Origin of the sequence: Pseudomonas gingeri (genome assembly GCF_013386165.1) — a bacterium.
Classification (GTDB): domain Bacteria; phylum Pseudomonadota; class Gammaproteobacteria; order Pseudomonadales; family Pseudomonadaceae; genus Aquipseudomonas; species Aquipseudomonas gingeri_C.
In genome coordinates, this window is the sequence record NZ_JACAOS010000003.1 from 880,175 (window position 1) to 897,331 (window position 17,157).

Here is a 17,157-nt window from a genome sequence, read left to right on the forward strand (position 1 = left end):
ATCATGTCAGCGTTGCCCACATCGACCCATGCACATCCGGTGACCAGCCATCCTCGATGGCTAAGGTTGACTCATTGGTTGAACGCCTTGGCCGTGCTGGTGATGGTGACCAGTGGTTGGCGAATCTATAACGCGTCCCCTCTGTACGATTTCAGTTTTCCCTCTTCGATCACGCTGGGCGGCTGGCTGGGCGGGGCGCTGCAGTGGCACTTCGCGGCCATGTGGTTGCTGGCTTTCAATGGCCTCGTCTATCTGTTCATCAATGCCGCCAGTGGCCGTCTGTCACGACGCTTTTTCCCGGTCTCACCCAAAGGTGTGCTGCATGACCTATGGGCTGCGTTGAGGGGCCGTTTGGGACATGCCGACTTGAGCCATTACAACCAGGTGCAGCGGGTTGCCTATCTGTTCGTAATGGTCGACATCACCATGATGGTTGTTTCCGGGTTGGTGCTTTGGAAATCCGTTCAGTTCGCAACGCTACGCGAGTTGATGGGCGGCTATGAAGGCGCACGCCATGTGCACTTCATCGCGATGGCGCTGCTGATGGGGTTCGTCGCGGTGCATCTGGTGATGGTCGTGCTGGTTCCTAAAACCCTCTGGGCAATGATCGTCGGTCGTAAGGAGCGCGTATGAACAAGCGAAATGAAAGGAGCGGACTGGATGAGTCGTCGATCCTGACAGACGCCAGGAAAATCATTGCGCCTCAGTTGCAAATAGAGGACCGCTCGCGCCGCTCGTTCCTGCTGCGGGGCCTGACCCTGGGTGGGGTGGCGATGTTGTCCGGTTGCAGCCTGAGCGACAGCGACAGCGTTGAAACCGCGCTGTCATCCATGTCCCGGTTCAATGATCGGGTGCAGGGCTGGTTGTTTAACCCCAACGCACTGGCGCCCACCTATCCGGAGTCGATGATTACGCGGCCGTTTCCCTTCAACGCCTTCTATAGCGTTGACGAGGCCCCGGTCGTCGAGGAAGCCGACTATCGACTGGAAGTGACCGGGCTGGTGGCGGACAAGCGCACCTGGCGGCTCGAAGAACTGCGAGCCATGGCGCAGACCGAGCAAATCACCCGGCACATCTGCGTCGAAGGCTGGAGTGCAATCGGCCGGTGGGGCGGGGTGCGCTTCAGCGATTTCCTGAAACGGGTAGGGGCCGACACCGACGCAAAATATGTCGGCTTCAAATGTGCGGACAATTACTACACCAGCATCGACATGCCCACCGCACTGCATTCGCAAACCCTGCTGACCCTGACCTACGACGGCGCTGTCCTGCCTCGCCAGTACGGTTTCCCGATGAAACTGCGCATGCCCACCAAGCTCGGCTACAAGAACCCCAAACACATTCAGGCGATATTCGTCAGCAATACCTACAGTGGCGGTTACTGGGAGGACCAGGGCTACAACTGGTTCGGTGGTAGCTGACGACGTCGCCGTCTCAGTGCCCTCGCACGGTCCAGGACACTAGCCGGGCAACGATCGGGCGCACGATGAGCACACAGATGAAGGCCGAAGGCATTGCCACTCGATACGCACTCATCACATTTTCCAGGTAATGTTCATTCATGCCAAATTCGGCGGCGGTGATCACCAGGCACATGAGAAACGCCATGATGGTCGCCATGTAGAGCGCGAATAGGTAAGGTGCCGTGTGTTTCGGAAAGCGAAAGCGTGCAGAATTTGCGGCTGTTCTAGCGGTCATCGATTAACCCTCGTCAACGCTGGTGGGTGAAAGAGCGGCCAACCTAACAAGCGCTCGGGCATGCGGGTAGTCGTGTCACGCTTGAATCATTATTAAGTAAAATCAACGAATTGAAGGGCAAGGGTTGGATGGACATCCTGGGCTTGATCAACAGTTACATCCGCGTGGTGGAAACCGGCAGCATCGCGGCGGCGGCCCGCGCCCAGGGCATGAGCGCGGCTGCCGTCAGTCAGAGCCTGGCGCGACTCGAAGCGCATGTGGGTGTGCGCCTGCTTTCGCGCACCACCCGCAGCATGGCGCTCACCGAAAGCGGTGCGCGCTATTTCGAAAAGGTGCGCCACATCCCGGGTGATATCGATCTCGCCTCGCAAGCGGCGGCCGTGGCGACCGAGCCCCAGGGGGGACTTTGCATCGCCACCACGGCGGCGTTTGGGCGTCATGTGCTCGCGCCACTGATGCCCGCGTTCAAGGCGGCCTACCCGCGTATCGATATCGAGTTGATCAGCACTGATCGGCGCGTTGATCATCGGTTGGAAGGGGTGGACATCAGTCTGCGCATCGAGGCGCAACTGAACGACCGGCTCGTTGCCCGGCGCATCGCATCGCGCCCGTTCGTGATTTGTGCTTCGCCGGATTATCTTGACCGCGCAGGTATCCCGGTCACGCCCGAGGAGTTGCAGCAGCACGCTTGCCTGGTCTTTCGCTACCCCACGGATGGGCGCTTTCTACCCTGGAATTTTGTGATGCAAGGCCGGCGCTTCGAGGCGAAGCTCAATCCTGCCTTTGTTTGCGATGACATCGACATGCTCGCACAGATCGCCGTCAACGGCGGCGGCATCGTACGCCTGGCCAGCTTCGTCGCACAGCCGCTCATCGACAGTGGAAGACTGCTGCCGTTGTTCGAGTCGGACAGTCGCAACGCCGCCGCTGCTGAGCTGGTGCCAATGGATATCTATGCGTGCGTCACCGAGTTGTCGGCATTGAATACGAAAGTGCGTGCGTTTATCGATTTTCTCGAGAGGGCGATGCAAGTCGAATCGAATTAGTGGCAACAGGGGCGGATGGCGGCCAGGTGCACCCCCTCAAAGCCCCATCATGTCGCGATGAACTTCAAGGGCGTTACGCTCGACCCAGTTATGGGCCAGCAAGCCGTCCGGACGAACCTCCCAAACGGCGGTACCCAGCATTTCGAAAGGCGTGCGGCATGACTGCCCACCGATGAACCCCTGGTTTTTCCCCGAAAGTTTCCAGCGTGAAGCCACGCGGGTGCCGTCCTTATTTTGAAAAGTCTCGATACTGCCAAAAGTGAAATCTTCGATTTTCGACAGAAAAATCCCGATCCACTGAATAAAAGCTTCACGCCCGACAATATCGACGCCTCCAGACGTGATGACAAAGTCTTCAGCCACAAAGCGCGCTGCCGCTTGTGGGTCTTTCGCCTGCCAGACTTCACGCCAAAAACTTTCAACAATTTCTACAGCTTTATTGTTCGCCATTTGGGGCTCCTAGATTTTTTTTGGGGGGGGGCTTTGCGGCCCGCTCAGTGGGACGCTGAATGGATTTCAGACATTCGCGGTTGGAGCGATTTCCTTCGCCTGCATGGGATATTGGTTGATCCCGTGACCCAATATTCGGAGTTTGCTATCAAGAACTCAAACGCATAAAGTTAATGGCATCTAGTTGAAAGACGAATTCATCATGCAAGCTGGAGATATTGAAATCGACCTGTTGCGGGCATTCATCGCCGTAGCGGAAACGGGTAGTTTCACCGCCGCCGCCGAGGTGATTTCCCGCTCGCAATCGGCGGTCAGCCAAAAGATCATCCGTTTGGAAGAGGTGCTGGGCCTGCGGGTTTTCGAGCGCACCAGCCGTACCTTGACCCTGACATCGGACGGGGAGCGCCTGCTGGTTGGCGTGCGCAAATTGATGGTGCACTTCGACCATTTCGTACGGGAAATCCGGGAGCCGGCGGAGGTGAATGTGCTGCGCCTGGGGATCTCCGAAAACCTCGTGCCCACCCAGTTGCCCAAGCTCTTGTCGCGGTTCAGCAAGCTCTATCCCGATGTCCAGCTCGAACTCACCACAGGCCTGAGTAACGACCTGCTGGACGACCACGAAGCCGGGCTGCTGGATGTGGTGATTGCCAAGCGCAAGATCAGCGTTAACGCTCAACGGGGTCGAGTCATCTGGCGCGAGCCGATGGTCTGGATGGCTGCGAAGGATTATGAAATCGAAGCTTCGCGACCGGTACGCCTGGTGATGATGCGTCCGCCGTGCGCGTATCGCGCAATCATGATCGAAGCGATGGCGTCGGTAGGGCGAGAATGGTCTTCGGCCTGCGTTGCCAGCAATCTGATGGGCGTCCAGGCCGCCGTCGCCGGCGGACTGGGTATTACCGCGCTGGGCACTTCATTCCTGCAGGAAGGCATGCGGATTATCAAGCCTTCGGAGAAACTGCCAACGCTGCCGTCGACTGAAGTGGCGGTGATCGGTGATGAGCCACGTACCCAGCATCTGGTTCAGCCGCTTGTGTCGTTGTTGACTGAAGGCTTGATGTCCGGTACTCGTTTGACCTGATGTGTCCGGGCAGGCATAGCTTCTGACACTTCGTATACTTTTACCCAGCGAGCAGGAATTATGAAGTCGACACTGGCATGCTCTGTTTTTTTGCTAACCGCTTTCAGCGGTGCACAAGCCGCTGAAATCAAAGTGCTGACCACCGGAGCATTCAAACCGGTGTTATCGGCTATTGCGCCGCAGCTTGAGGCCTCAAAACACATTACCTTGAACATATCAAACGGCACGGCTGGGGAACTGAGTAAGAGGATTGAGTCAGGAGAGCGTTTTGATGTGGCGATTCTGACTGATTCGCTGGTGAACAAGTTTGAAGCCACCGGGAGTTTGGAGAAAAGTACTGCAAAGAACGTGGCGAAGGTGGGGATCGGTGTCGCCGTTCCGTTGAACGCGCCGAAGCCTGCAATTTCCTCGGTCGATGACTTTAAGGCCATGCTGCATTCGGAAGCAAAAATTGCCTATATAGACCCCAAGTCTGGAGGCTCGTCAGGCATATACCTGGTGGGGCTATTCGATAAGCTCGGCGTTTCTGAAGAGGTTGCCAAGAAATCTGTCCTGGTGAACGGGGGATTGGTGGGTACGAAACTCATCGATGGAGAAGCAACCGTTGCCATTCATCAAATCAGCGAATTATTGGCCGTAGAAGGCATCCAGTTTGTTGGCGCGCTGCCGGCCGAAATTCAAAGTTATACGACCTATGTCGCCGCCATGGCTAAAAACTCTCAAAATACCAAGGACTCGCTTGAGCTGATCAAAGCGTTAAGCGAAGAACCAGCGGTGAGTTTATTGCAGGCAAAAGGGATGGAATGAGCCCATGGGCTTGAAGCGTCCCTGAGGTTCTTACAGGCTCGGCAAAAATGAATCTGCCGTTTCGGTCATCTTCTACACTGTGTTCAGCCGTCGGAACCCTCCGTCGGTGTGGTCGACCGAGTGAGCAAGTCGTGAGCGAGTCAACCGCAGCCAACTCGTCATCGTTCACAGAGTCCAGCCTGGAAAGCACTGCAGGCACATTATCAGACGCTGCACACACGGCATCTGCGGCAGCTGTTTGACGACGATCCAGGACGTGGCGAGCGTTTTAGCGTGGCGACGGGAATACCTGACTGGCTGGTAGCGCTCTCAGGCAGGGATAATCATCACCCTCATGGCGGCTGGACGATGGGGCAGGGTGGTCGTTGATTCGGTTTTTAACAAAAGGAGTTGAACATGAATACGCGAGCACTGATAGACATCACCAGGAGACTGGTCGCCGACCACAAAGGGTTGCTGGCCATGGACGAAAGCATCCCGACGTGCAACCGACGCTTCGCCTCTTTGGCGATTGCACAGACCGAGGAGGCCCGACGACTCTATCGAGATCTGATTGTCACCGCGCCGGGTCTGGGCCAGTACATCAATGGTGCGATTCTCTACGATGAAACCATTCGGCAGCGCACGACAGAGGGCTTGTCCTTCAGCGATGCGCTGAACAATGCCGGCGTTATTCCGGGTATCAAAGTCGACATCGGTGCAACAGACCTGGCCGCTCATCCTGGAGAAAAAATCACCGAAGGCCTGGACGGGCTGCGCAATAGGCTCAAGGAATACTTCCAGATGGGCGCCCGATTTGCCAAATGGCGCGCGGTGATCACCGTGGCCGGCGACATTCCCAGCACCGGTTGTATCGAGGCCAACGCCCAGGCATTGGCCCGCTATGCCGCGTTGTGCCAGGAGGCAGGACTGGTTCCCATCGTTGAGCCGGAAGTGCTGATGGACGGTGACCATAGCCTGCAACGCTGTGCAGCGGTAACGGAGGATGTTCTGCGCATAGTCTTCAAACAGCTGCACGCACAACGGGTGCTGTTTGAAGGGATGATTTTGAAACCTAATATGGTACTTCCCGGTTTGGCTTGTACCGCGCCGACAACCCTGTCCGAGGTGGCCGATGCGACGGTGACCTGTCTCCTGCGGACGGTACCTGCTGCTGTCCAGGGTATTACGTTCTTGTCAGGTGGGCAGTCAGCAGAATTGGCCTCGGCCCGCTTGAATGCCATGAATCTGGAGTTCAGGTCACGACTGCCCTGGGCCTTGGCGTTTTCGTTTGCCCGTGCCGTTCAGCAACCGGCTTTGGAGATCTGGCGCGGCGAAGCGGCCAATGTGCCGGCGGCCCAACAGGCCCTGTTACACCGACTCGCTTGTAACCACGCGGCCTGCCGGGGTGAATACGACGCGACTCAGGAGCGGTCCGCGGTATGAAAGAGCCGGTTCATCTCTATCTGGTCAGACACGGCGAGACTGAATGGGCGCTGTCTCGCCAGCATACGGGCCGTACAGATATTCCGTTGACGGCACACGGCGAAGACGAAGCGAAGAAACTTGCCCCGCAACTACGGGATATCTGCTTCACCCATGTGTTGAGCAGCCCACTGCAACGCGCGCGACAGACCTGCGTATTGGCGGGGAAGGGTGCGTCCGCCGTTATCGTCCCGGACCTGGTGGAATGGGACTACGGTGACTACGAAGGACGGCGCTCAGTCGACATCCTCAAGCAGCGGCCGGACTGGAGTCTTTTCCGCGACGGCTGTCCGAACGGTGAAACCCCGGTGCAGATTGCCGATCGCGCTGATCGGCTTATTGCCTATCTGAAGACGCTGGACGGCAACATTGCACTGTTCTCCCATGGCCAGTTTTCTTCCGTCCTGGCCATGCGTTGGGTGGGCTTGTCGGTGGTCGCCGCACAGCATTTCCCACTGGATACCGCGTCGCTCAGCGTCCTCACTTACGACGTCCATCACCCGGAGGTGGCGATCATCAAACGTTGGAACGTGTGATCGGATCACTGGGCTGTGATCGACGAATCAGCAGAAACGCACCCCCAACTCACGCAAACGTTCTTGCGTAGTGTCGGCGCCAGTGTGATGAATACCTTGCCAGCCGAGGGCGATCGCTGCTTCCACGTTGCTTGCAACATCATCGATAAACACCACTTCAGCGGGCTGGATATCCGGTAGATGTGCACGGACCTGATCCAGGCTGAGCTGGTAGATCGCCGCGCCGGGCTTGATCTGTTTTACTGTGCCCGAGACCACGATGTCGCGAAAATACTGGAGGAAGGGATAGTTGGCCCGTGCATAGGGGAAGGTCTCGGCCGACCAGTTGGTCAAACCGAACAGCGGCATTTTGGCCTCATGCAGCGCCTCCAGGATGGCCACGCCCTCCGGCAACGGGCCGCGCAGCATTTCGTGCCAGCGGTCGTAATAGGCCCGAATCAGCGATTCATGTTGCGGGTGCTGAGCAATCAGGCTGCGGGTGCCTTCGGCCAAGGTGCGACCGGCATCCTGCTCGGTGTTCCAGGCCTGGGTGCAGACGTTGTCGAGGAACCACTGCCGTTCCTGTTCATCGCTGATCAACTGGCGGTACAGGTGCTGTGGGCTCCAATCGAACAGGACTCCGCCGAAATCAAAAACTACTGCACGAATGCTCATAAGGTTCTTCCGTTGAGGGGTTAATTTAATCCAGGGGGAGGGCGGACGTACGACGTTCGCTGATGCGTTCGATCGTTTGCATATGCTCCGTGCCCCAAACACAAAGTGTTCCGAGCGCAGTCGCCAGAGATTGTCCGAAGGGGGTCAGGGAGTACTCGACTTTGGGTGGTATTTCCTGGAAGTCGATGCGCGTAATGATTTCATCACGCTCCAATTCCTTGAGTTGCTGGATCAACACCTTATCGGTCACGCCGCCAATCGCGCGTCTCAATTCGCCGTACCGATGAACACTCGTCGCCAGGTTATAAAGAACCAGAGGTTTCCATTTACCGCCAACCACCGCCAGGGCGGCCTCGAGCCCGCAATTGAACGTATTGTTCGCCATGACCGTGACCGCTCCAGGGTACTTACTAAAAGGTGCATACTATTCAAAAGAATAGCGCGGATCTACAGTTGGGCCTCAACATTCTTGGGAATTCATCATGAGCAGGCTCAACGGAAAAATTGCAGTGATCACCGGCGGCAACAGCGGTATCGGCCTGGCAACCGCCATTCGCTTTGCAGCGGAAGGCGCACAGGTTGTGATTGTGGGACGGCGTCAGGAGGAATTGGACAAGGCGCTGCACCTGATCGGCCCTGAAGCCATCGCCATCCAGGGCGATATTTCCAACCTGGACGATCTGGATCGCATTTTCACTCGAGTCAAAGCCGCCAAAGGCCGAATTGACGTGCTGTTCGCCAATGCCGGTCTGGGGGATTTCCAGCCGATCGGATCGATTACCGAGGAGTCGTTTGATCGCACATTCGGCATCAATGTCAAAGGCACGCTGTTCACCGTGCAAAAAGCGTTGCCATTGATGGGGGCGGGCGGCTCGGTGATTCTGACCGGCTCAACGACGGGCACCATGGGCACGCCGGCTTTCAGCGTATACAGCGCGACAAAAGCCGCACTGCGTAATTTCGCCAGGAGCTGGGCGCTGGACCTGAAAGGTACCGGCATTCGCGTCAACGTACTTTCACCTGGGCCGATCGCAACACCTGGTTTGGACCTGGCGCTTTCCGGCACGGGTCAGAAGGATGCAATCATTGACGGCATGACTGCGCAGGTTCCACTGGGCCGCATAGGCCAACCGGAGGAAGTCGCAGCGGCGGCGTTGTTCCTCGGGTCAGACGACAGCAGTTTCATGACCGGTGGCGAAATGTTTGTGGATGGCGGGTTTGCTCAGGTTTGAGCCCCGGCTCTCAGAACTGGAGTCGTGATTTTTTGCACTAAGGGCGCGCGATCTGCTCAACCGGAGGAGCTTGACTTCAAGCAGTATGCTCATCATGCTTGCGCCCACCAAGCAGTACGTCCGTACTGCTTGGTGGGCATCGGCGTGACAGCCGTACAGTCAGCGCTGGCATGCCTGTAGCCACCTAACTTCGGTCTATATGCGTCAGGAGTAGCTCATGAATACCTATCTGGTCAGCGGCGCCACGGGAGCGACCGGCGCTCCAACCGTCAAATACCTGCTGGAAAACGACCACCGTGTTAACGCATTCGTGCACCGCGAAGACGAGCGTTCGGAGCAACTCAGGGCGCTCGGTGCGACCGTTTTTGTCGGCGATGCGTTGAAATTGAAAGAGGTGCGCCCGGCAATGAAAGGCGTCGACGGCGCTTACTTCGTCTATCCGCTGGGCAATGGCCTGGTAGAAGCGGCAGCGGTGTTTGCCCAAGCGGCCAAGGAGGAGGGGGTTAAAATCATCGCCAACATGTCGCACAAACAATCGCGCCCCGATGCCCGCAGTCAAACCACTCTCAATCACTGGCTGTCTGAGCAAGTATTCACCTGGTCAGGCGTGCCAACCACCCATCTGCGCATCACGTTTTTTGCCCAGTGGATGCTTTATATCGCACCCTTGATTCGTAGTGGCCGCTACCTGACACCGTTCGACGCAGACAGCCGTTTTGCGCCGATCGCCACTCGCGATATCGCCAAAATCATTGCAGGTGTTCTGACCAACCCCGAGCTCCATGCCAATAAGGCTTACGTACTGAACGGGCCGATTGAATACAGCCACCGCGAATTGGCTGGCGTGATCGGCGACACCTTGGGTAAAGAGGTCGCCTTCGAGCAGGTTTCCCCGGAAGAGTTCGTCAAGATCCTGGGCCTGGATGCCGACCCGACATACGTCACGCACTTTTCCGCGGTGAAAATCGACCAGCAGGAAAAACGCCTGGAGGGCCTGGACAGCATCGGCTCAGCCATCATCGGTGGGCCGCTGCAGACACCCGCTGAGTTCATAGCGGAACATCGCGACCTGTTGAACTGACGCTGACGCAACACATTGAGCTGAACAGTCCGCTGACGCTTTCAGCTCGATATCCCACCAGCTTCCGTTAGCCAAACGCGATGAGTAGACTCATCTCCATTCAACATTTGTTCATGGGGTCTGAGAGCCGTAATGCGTTATCCAGCTGAAGAAACTGCCGAAAAGCACCGAAAAATCCTGCTGCAGGCGTCCATTCTGTTTCGCGAGCGTGGCTTCTCTGGTGTCAGCGTCAGCGAAATCATGAAAGCCACCGGGCTGACCCATGGCACGTTTTATCACCACTTCGAATCCAAAGATGCGTTGATCACGGAAAGCTTGAGCGACGCTTCATCCAGGGCTTTGGCATCCATGCAGGATGCCAAAGCGTCCACCGAACTGATGCACGCGTTCATTCAGGAATACCTCACCGAAGCGCACCGCGACAACAAGGGTGTTGGCTGCCTGATGACCGCGCTCGGCGCGGAGGTGGCGAGGGAACCCTTGGTACGTCCGCCCCTCACTCACCATATCAAGAGCATGATTGAAATCATGGCCGCACCCTTTGCCGCCGCGAAAAAACGCAATACCCGGCGCAAAGCCATTCACCAGGTCACCAGCATGGTCGGCGCCATTATCCTGGCCCGGGCGGTAGATGATCCTGAGTTGTCGGAAGAGATATTGCGTGAGGTGCGTGACGAGCTCAGCGACTGATGGTTGAGGCGACAGCGACCCTGAAGACGGCGTCGAGGATTTAGCCATAACGTCTATATTAAAATACCTCAACTTGTCGGGAGCAAGGACGCCATGGCTTGTGAACATCGACCAAGTCTTCGTGTTGTTGAAGAAGCGCGAGACTATTTAAAGGCTGCGCAGCTCATTGAGCAGCATGCCTACAGCGGCAATTCGAGGCTTTTTTGGCCTGCGGCAATGAATGCTGGATTAGCCTCAGAGCTGTACCTCAAATCATTTCTTGTCGAGTCTGACCCAGACCATCCAGCCGATATGGATGATCCCGAAGGGTTCCTGAAGCTGATGAGCGGTTTGCCCAGCAAGCACGATCTGCTTGCTCTCTATGAAGCAATTCCCGCCGAGTTGGCCAAGCAACTGCGTCAAATCTCGAATCGTCTTTCACCTGGTTTCCCGCTCGAGGAAAGGATCCGGACGTGCTCAAATCTTTTCGTCGAAACTCGTTATACGTACGAGGCCAGATCCGCTCAAAGATTTGACACCGAGGTGTTTGAACTAGCGCCGCACCTGGACCGAGTGCTGGAGGAAATGACGCGCCAACTAGTCAGCAACTGATTGTGAGGGATTCATTTTCGAGGACGCGAAAATGACTGACTGGAGACGGTGCCAGAGCTTCAAAGCTGACCGGGAGTCTCCTGGCTCAGTACAGTTAACTTCGCATAATGTATATTATGTTAAACCAGATGCCATGTTAGAAATGTTCATGAGGCTCGTAAGACACTGATTCGACAAACCCGCTTCTGACGTCCACTCTCTCAACGGGCCATGTACTCCATGTTCATGGCGAGCCCTTGAATGTCGCCATGGTTTCAACAATCAGCTGTCACCGGTAGAGTTTGAAAAGCGTTACGTAATGAGCTTGCAAGGTGTCCAGAGAATCCGGGGCGATTCAAGGTGTAGGTAGTCATTAATCATAAGGCTGGCGTCCACCTATACAGGAGATGCACCTAATCGCCAAATAGGCCTTTCATCCATTGCGGATCCCCAGATTGCACAGGGGAGCCTTGAAACATCGGCAGCCCCTCCTCAATCAAAACCTCTTGGCCCTGCCGTTCATCTCGAACACCTGCTCACGGCCAACGCCTTCCTGAGGCAGGAAAAGCCCTTCCTTCCAGAGCGCCAGGATCTCCTGAGCTTGTTCAGGGAGCCAGTCTTTTACCTGATCAGTTGCAGCGCCAACAACCGCGTCTAAGGGCCTCGCCCGGCCCAAATCCTGAAGCAGCCTGTAGAGCCAGGTAGCAGGCCTTAGCTGGATGCTGTGATCGCGGTTGTACCGAAGCGGGATGCTGATGCCCGTCGGATCGAGATCGCCGAAATATTCGGCACCAGCACCCTCGACTTCAAGCAGAACCTCATCCAGCGCGGTTCCCGTTGACGTGAACGCATTCCCGCTGCCGTACACGACCGCTGCATAACGGCCCGTTTCGACGTTCCAGGCGCCAAGGCTGGCAAAGGTGTGGTGATTTTCGATCACCAGCACAGGGCGACCAGGAAGGCCTGGGGATGGCCGGTACGCAAGCGGCATATCGACCCTCTCAGCACCTATGACAGCGAGAGGCAGACGCCCGCTGAAAAGCGATGAGCCCTTAACCCGGAGGTCGAGGAATTTCTCGTTGCCGAAGATATCCAGGGAGCGCTCCCGCATCGGAACCATCTGAAAGCGTCCATCGCGCTGGATCAGCCACTCATTAATCACCTTGGCGGTCGCCTTCTCCGACCCGGTCAGGTTCATCCAAAACCCGAGTTCAGGGCGCCAGGGGATCGCTGCCCAGTCCATTTTGATGGCCGTGATTGTTTCGATATTCATCGTCACGAACCTAGGCATCGCCGGGGAGCCAAAGCTCTCGAAGCTGCGGGGTGCAGGAAGCTTCAGGAGTCCACGGTGCGCGGCTACGTGCAGAGCCTTAAGGATCAGGCTGTCGCGGTTAGGGTGTTCCTGTTGCTCAGGATGCAGCTCCAGCCAAAGGGTGCGCAGGTAGAGGAGTTCTACACGCTTATTGCGACGCTTCTTAAGCACCTCAAAAAAGGATTCCACGGTTAAACACTCCAGGCAGGTTGTTGGATTTCCGTGTTGACGGTCGACTTGACCATCTGGAGCTGCGTCCGCTTGGTGACCGAGTTAACCCCTCCCTTACGCAGGCGGATGACCTTCTGGAAGCCGGCCAGTGTGTTCACCTCTTTAGTCGCCGTGAAGAAGATCAGTTGCACGCCGACGGCTTTAGCCAGCATCAACTGAACATCGATCAGGGCTCTGGTCTGCACCTTGGCAAACGGGTTATCGAGGATCAGCGGGCAACCACCATCCACCCCGGAAGAGACCCTTGAGTCAGCGCGGAGCTTCGAGATCAGCAGGTACAGGAAAATGGCGATCACCACGCTTTGGCCGCCCGACATTTTCAATGAGTTGGCGAACTGGTACTGGTGGCTAACGTTCTGCTCCATCTGCAAGATCTGCAGCCCGAACGCTCGTTGCGGCGCGAAGAGCACAAGCCCATCAGACACCAGGTTCGAGCCATTCTCTGGAATGTGGTTATCCTCGATCAGCTTGTTGAGGTAACCGGCGATAATCACCTTGCCAGACTCCTTAACGATGCCCGTGATTTGCTCCTTCATCCGGATGATGGGCTTGCCGCCGATATACGGAGCATCGATAGGCACCGCAACCTTCGCCGCCCGATTAAGCACCATGGCACCCTGCTCGATCAGTTGCTGTAACTCGCCTACGCACCGGTCAAAATCAGGCACCATTTCACTCAATTGAGACTCAGTGACCTTAATGCGTTCGTCCACGAGCTCCTGCAGATCGTCATAGTCGTTGCAGGCCTGGTCGAAGTTGAATTCATAGAGCTTCACCGACAGCTCGGGAGCCAGGGCCCTGAATTCCTGTAATGATGCGATACGCTGATACGTCCGGTACCCGGTATTAGCATCCGACCTTTTTGTTTCTACGACGGCACTGATCTCCCGATTGTGCCTCAGGAGTTCACCAACCTGGTCTTTGCCGCTGTCGATCAGTTCAATGTACTCGCCGGCCATGTTGTCGACCGCCATGGCATCGCGGAGCATCTTGAGGTTGTTGTTCAAATCCTTGAGCAAAAGCTCTCGACCTACCTTATCTCCCCTGGCTTTTTCATAGTCGACGCTATCCGTATCGACAGTGCGCTGCAGGGTCGAAATATCTTCGGCAAGCGCCTCGATACGCTGATGCACATCATCGTCAGACAGCTGCAGCATGGCCTCGGAAATCGGCGACGGGTTGTGCCGCTGAATGAACTGAGCACTGTTGTTGTCAGCCACCGCAAATTTACGGTTCAGCTCACGACTGACTTCCTCAAGCCGATCATTCTCGATCTCCTGGCTTTTCCGCTCCGGCACAAGCTCAAGGCCGAGCAATGGCTCAACCTCTGACTTGTCCACGCCGGCATGGTCTTGATCGAACGCCTTACGCGCCTCACTTACCTCGCAGCGATAATTTTCAACACTCTTCAGGCGGACTCCGATTTGGTCTTTTTCCGCATACTCGTAAACCGATTTGTCGCTCTCGTAGGTGCTGATCAGCACATCCAGGCTAAAGCCAGGCTCGAGCGCGCAACCTGGCGCACCCTGCGTATAGAACTGAACAGCAGACTTCTGCGCTTCCAGCGTCTTTAACCGCTCACTGAGGCGGTGAAAATTCTCCTGGGAGTCATTGATGATTTCGCCATTGCCCTCGACCAGATCATCCAGAACCTGCTTGCGGGCTAACAATTCCGCGAGCGCGCCCTGCACAACAACTAGTCGTGCAACCTTCCCTGCAAGGTGCTGCTCCCAATCGTTACGGTAGTCGGTCAGCCGGGTGATCAACAGATTGATCTTGGTGATGTCAACCGGGATTGTCCTCAGCTTCAGGTTAAGCTGGTTAGCGAGCTCCATTTCCTTGGCAGCGTCTTCCACGCATTCCTTTTCACTCGCCCTGAGGGCTTCGACTTGGTCGTTGAGGAGATTCTTCTCGCGACGCATCTCAGCCATACGGGCTTGGCCGTAGAGCTCCAGATAGCGGTCAAGCTTTCGGCTGGCCGTGCGGGCGTCCGAAAGGTTGCGCTTATAATCCCCTTGCTCTTCTTCTACCCGGTCGATATTGCGTTCGAAATTCTCCAGAACACTTTTCGCGGCCTCATGGTTGTAGGCGGCATCATCAGGGGAGCCGATGACCAGAAGATCCTCGGTAGACGCTGTTTGATCCAGCGTCGCGACGGCCACAGCGACAGGAGCGGCAAGGCTTAGATTCGCCTTCGATAGCAGGTTGCGGGTCTTATCCCACTCACCCTGTGCGACACAGACACCGAGAAAACGAGCTGGGTCAGACATCACCAGATCGCGAGACTTCTGGGCATCGGGGACGAGCTCGGCCAGGTAGGTGTTGGCCGCTCGGGCTGACTGCACCCGATTCTCCGTCAGAAACCGTACAACAGCCTCGACATCATGGCTATAACCACCCAACCCGGTTTCCGATATCGACTTTTTGGCCTCTTCAAGATTAGCCAGGAGGATGTCACACCGACGGATTTCATTCGTCAGTGACTGCTCGTAATCGTTAAGCAGCCTCGGCAGCGTTTCAGCATCAGGGTCGGCAAGCTCCAACTCCTGCAAACGGGCCAGGACGCTGGACTGCTCGAGATCCTCTTTAAGACACTCGGCAGAATCCAATCGGCCGTTGACAGCCTGCTTCTCCAACTCCGTAGCCTGAGCTTTCAGGCCAAGGTCTTTTGCTTGTTCATATAAACCCTTAGCCTTGGCCTCATGCTGGGCCTTCTCAGCCTCAAGACGCTCCTGGTTAGCATGCAGGGCTTCTACCTGAGCTTCGTGCCTGGTGATGGCCGATTCAGCATCTGGATCATAAGGATCGATGACCCCTTCATTGCGAAGCCGCTCCTGCTGTGCCGCTTCACCCTTAATAAAGGCGGCAAGGTCGATTTCCTCCCGCGTCAGAGCTTTTTGCTCGAAATCATTCGCGACGATCTCTTGCTTGGCTTTCGCGGTGGAGGCTTCGGCAGCCTTGCGTTTGTCTACAAAGCCATCTTTTTCAGTCGTGGCAAGCTCCAAGTAATGGTCGTAGCCGGCGCGCAGAAGTGCTCCCTGCTCATCAACCTTTTCCCTGATCGGCTTAAGACCTTCCTGCTCCTCTTTTAAGGATTCCTCTTCGATACGCAGCTTTTGCTGAGCCTCGAGCACCTTCTTGTGCGCGATGGCCGCATGAACAAGGCGCAAGTGTTTACGACCATGCTCGAGGTCAGTGGCAGAAGTCTCATACGCCGATTTGGCGCGTTCGCTGATGCGGGACAGCTCAAGGGCGTTATAGGTCAGGGACTGCGCCTGGGAGCTTTTGATCATCCCCTCATTTGCAGTGATCGTATCCTTTAGTGATTCGACGAACAGCTTGAGCTCGCCCACCGATTTAGAGACCTCACCGGCTGCGGTTTCGATGGCAAACGCAAGGCCCGAAGCACGGCTAAGCAGACCTTTTTGCTCAGCCTTCATGGCCAGATAGGATTTCGAGGCATGACCGAATGGCACCATCTGAGCCGACAGCCGATTAAGCAGCGCCAGGGTTTGATCCATTTGCGGCTTATTCTTCATCTTGTCCGCCACGTTGGCGACCATCTGCCTGACGTCAGCAACACGGTCCGAAGGCAGGGTGAGAACCATGAGCTTATTGACCAGATCGGCCTCATCTTTGAAGGCCAGGAAGCCCTCATCGACACCACCCTCCTGAGAGTTGAATTTGACCTGCATCTTAAGCAGCTCAATGTCGATCTTGCGGACTTCGCTTAGGTGCTTGACCCAGTCGTTATTTTGCCTCGTGTGAAAAAAATCGCCCTTGGATCTGCGCGCCGCCTGGTGAAGCCAACCGGTGAACTCCGCGAACGTTTTAATACCAGCGGTCAAGCCCAGACCGGGCGCAGGAATATCCTCGAAGGCGAGACCGGCCAGTGATTCGAAGGCGAAAAATACCCGCGGCAGATTGGCTTCGCGGTCGAGACCTTCTTGAACCGCGACAGCCTGCCCCAAGATCACTTTTATGTTAGGCGCGCCTGGGCGGCGCGAAGGCATCGACCACTCCACGAGGATGAACGACAGCTCGCCACCCTGATCGAAGTAGTCCTGCATCTTGTGGTTCGACTGCTGGATATGCTGAATAAACCTCGACTTGTGCGGGTCGAAAAGGCTGAACACATAGGACAACAGGGAGGTTTTACCACCCATGTTTTCCAGATTGATGATCGCGTTGACTGCCTCGCGCGTCACCGGATCGGTCAGATCAAAGTCATGTGAGTCATACCAGGCAGTGTTGGTACCGAAACTGCTGACGAAGAAGCGGCTGATGCATTTCATGGAAAGCCTT

General features: G+C 56.3%; 17 protein-coding genes. 11 read left to right on the plus strand and 6 right to left on the minus strand.

What is annotated here, in order from left to right; all coding sequences use genetic code 11:
- Positions 1 to 3 precede the first annotated feature (3 nt).
- On the plus strand, positions 4 to 633 hold the full coding sequence (locus tag HX866_RS08480) for a cytochrome b/b6 domain-containing protein (protein ID WP_177101834.1): 630 nt from the start codon (positions 4 to 6) through the stop codon (positions 631 to 633).
- Entirely contained in the window at positions 630 to 1,421 is a 792-nt protein-coding gene (locus HX866_RS08485; RefSeq protein WP_177097881.1) for a molybdopterin-dependent oxidoreductase, read from the plus strand. The genes HX866_RS08480 and HX866_RS08485 overlap by 4 nt, the downstream gene beginning before the upstream one ends.
- A 13-nt stretch (positions 1,422 to 1,434) precedes the next feature.
- On the opposite strand, the gene HX866_RS08490 is transcribed toward HX866_RS08485, so the two are convergent.
- Positions 1,435 to 1,698, minus strand: a complete 264-nt coding sequence (locus HX866_RS08490; protein ID WP_177097882.1) for a DUF2798 domain-containing protein — start codon at positions 1,696 to 1,698, stop codon at positions 1,435 to 1,437.
- A 128-nt stretch (positions 1,699 to 1,826) separates the two neighbouring features.
- On the opposite strand from HX866_RS08490, the gene HX866_RS08495 reads away from it, so the two are divergent.
- On the plus strand, positions 1,827 to 2,744 hold the full coding sequence (locus HX866_RS08495) for a LysR family transcriptional regulator (RefSeq protein ID WP_177097883.1): 918 nt from the start codon (positions 1,827 to 1,829) through the stop codon (positions 2,742 to 2,744).
- A gap of 36 nt (positions 2,745 to 2,780) precedes the next feature.
- Here HX866_RS08495 and HX866_RS08500 read toward each other — a convergent pair whose 3' ends face one another.
- Positions 2,781 to 3,194 (minus strand): ester cyclase, encoded by a 414-nt coding sequence (locus tag HX866_RS08500; protein ID WP_177097884.1) that lies wholly within the window; start codon positions 3,192 to 3,194, stop codon positions 2,781 to 2,783.
- A gap of 202 nt (positions 3,195 to 3,396) precedes the next feature.
- Here HX866_RS08500 and HX866_RS08505 point away from each other — a divergent pair, with 202 nt between their 5' ends.
- The 4 genes from HX866_RS08505 (at position 3,397) to HX866_RS08520 (ending at position 7,082) form a co-directional block, all read left to right on the plus strand.
- On the plus strand, positions 3,397 to 4,275 hold the full coding sequence (locus HX866_RS08505) for a LysR substrate-binding domain-containing protein (protein ID WP_177097885.1): 879 nt from the start codon (positions 3,397 to 3,399) through the stop codon (positions 4,273 to 4,275).
- A gap of 60 nt (positions 4,276 to 4,335) precedes the next feature.
- Entirely contained in the window at positions 4,336 to 5,082 is a 747-nt protein-coding gene (locus tag HX866_RS08510) for a molybdate ABC transporter substrate-binding protein (protein WP_177097886.1), read from the plus strand.
- 396 nt (positions 5,083 to 5,478) lie between these two features.
- Positions 5,479 to 6,507 carry a class I fructose-bisphosphate aldolase gene (locus HX866_RS08515; RefSeq protein WP_177138972.1) on the plus strand — a complete coding sequence of 343 codons (1,029 nt, stop codon included), beginning with the start codon at positions 5,479 to 5,481 and terminating at the stop codon, positions 6,505 to 6,507.
- On the plus strand, positions 6,504 to 7,082 hold the full coding sequence (locus HX866_RS08520) for a histidine phosphatase family protein (RefSeq protein ID WP_177138974.1): 579 nt from the start codon (positions 6,504 to 6,506) through the stop codon (positions 7,080 to 7,082). The genes HX866_RS08515 and HX866_RS08520 overlap by 4 nt, the downstream gene beginning before the upstream one ends.
- A 27-nt stretch (positions 7,083 to 7,109) precedes the next feature.
- On the opposite strand, the gene HX866_RS08525 is transcribed toward HX866_RS08520, so the two are convergent.
- Both HX866_RS08525 and HX866_RS08530 read right to left on the minus strand, forming a co-directional pair.
- Complete coding sequence (locus HX866_RS08525; RefSeq protein ID WP_177138976.1) at positions 7,110 to 7,736, minus strand: HAD family hydrolase; 627 nt, start codon at positions 7,734 to 7,736, stop codon at positions 7,110 to 7,112.
- Positions 7,737 to 7,761: 25 nt separating this feature from the next.
- Positions 7,762 to 8,121 carry a winged helix-turn-helix transcriptional regulator gene (locus HX866_RS08530; protein WP_177097890.1) on the minus strand — a complete coding sequence of 120 codons (360 nt, stop codon included), beginning with the start codon at positions 8,119 to 8,121 and terminating at the stop codon, positions 7,762 to 7,764.
- A 97-nt stretch (positions 8,122 to 8,218) separates the two neighbouring features.
- Here HX866_RS08530 and HX866_RS08535 point away from each other — a divergent pair, with 97 nt between their 5' ends.
- The 4 genes from HX866_RS08535 (at position 8,219) to HX866_RS08550 (ending at position 11,330) form a co-directional block, all read left to right on the plus strand.
- Positions 8,219 to 8,968: an SDR family NAD(P)-dependent oxidoreductase gene (locus tag HX866_RS08535; RefSeq protein WP_177138978.1), complete on the plus strand. Its 750-nt coding sequence runs from the start codon at positions 8,219 to 8,221 to the stop codon at positions 8,966 to 8,968.
- Between the two features lie 217 nt (positions 8,969 to 9,185).
- A complete protein-coding gene (locus HX866_RS08540) occupies positions 9,186 to 10,049 on the plus strand; it encodes an NmrA family NAD(P)-binding protein (protein ID WP_177138986.1) in 864 nt (287 codons plus the stop codon).
- 132 nt (positions 10,050 to 10,181) lie between these two features.
- The gene (locus tag HX866_RS08545; RefSeq protein ID WP_177138988.1) at positions 10,182 to 10,739 is read left to right on the plus strand and encodes a TetR/AcrR family transcriptional regulator; all 558 of its coding nucleotides are present in this window, start codon (positions 10,182 to 10,184) and stop codon (positions 10,737 to 10,739) included.
- Positions 10,740 to 10,832: 93 nt separating this feature from the next.
- On the plus strand, positions 10,833 to 11,330 hold the full coding sequence (locus HX866_RS08550; RefSeq protein ID WP_177138990.1) for a hypothetical protein: 498 nt from the start codon (positions 10,833 to 10,835) through the stop codon (positions 11,328 to 11,330).
- Positions 11,331 to 11,805: 475 nt separating this feature from the next.
- Here the strand turns inward: HX866_RS08550 and HX866_RS34700 are convergent, their stop codons facing one another.
- Together HX866_RS34700 and HX866_RS08560 are read right to left on the minus strand one after the other, a co-directional pair.
- Positions 11,806 to 12,810 (minus strand): Wadjet anti-phage system protein JetD domain-containing protein, encoded by a 1,005-nt coding sequence (locus HX866_RS34700; protein ID WP_371319226.1) that lies wholly within the window; start codon positions 12,808 to 12,810, stop codon positions 11,806 to 11,808.
- Positions 12,811 to 12,812: 2 nt separating this feature from the next.
- Entirely contained in the window at positions 12,813 to 17,147 is a 4,335-nt protein-coding gene (locus HX866_RS08560; protein WP_177138992.1) for a hypothetical protein, read from the minus strand.
- Between the last annotated feature and the right edge of the window lie 10 nt (positions 17,148 to 17,157).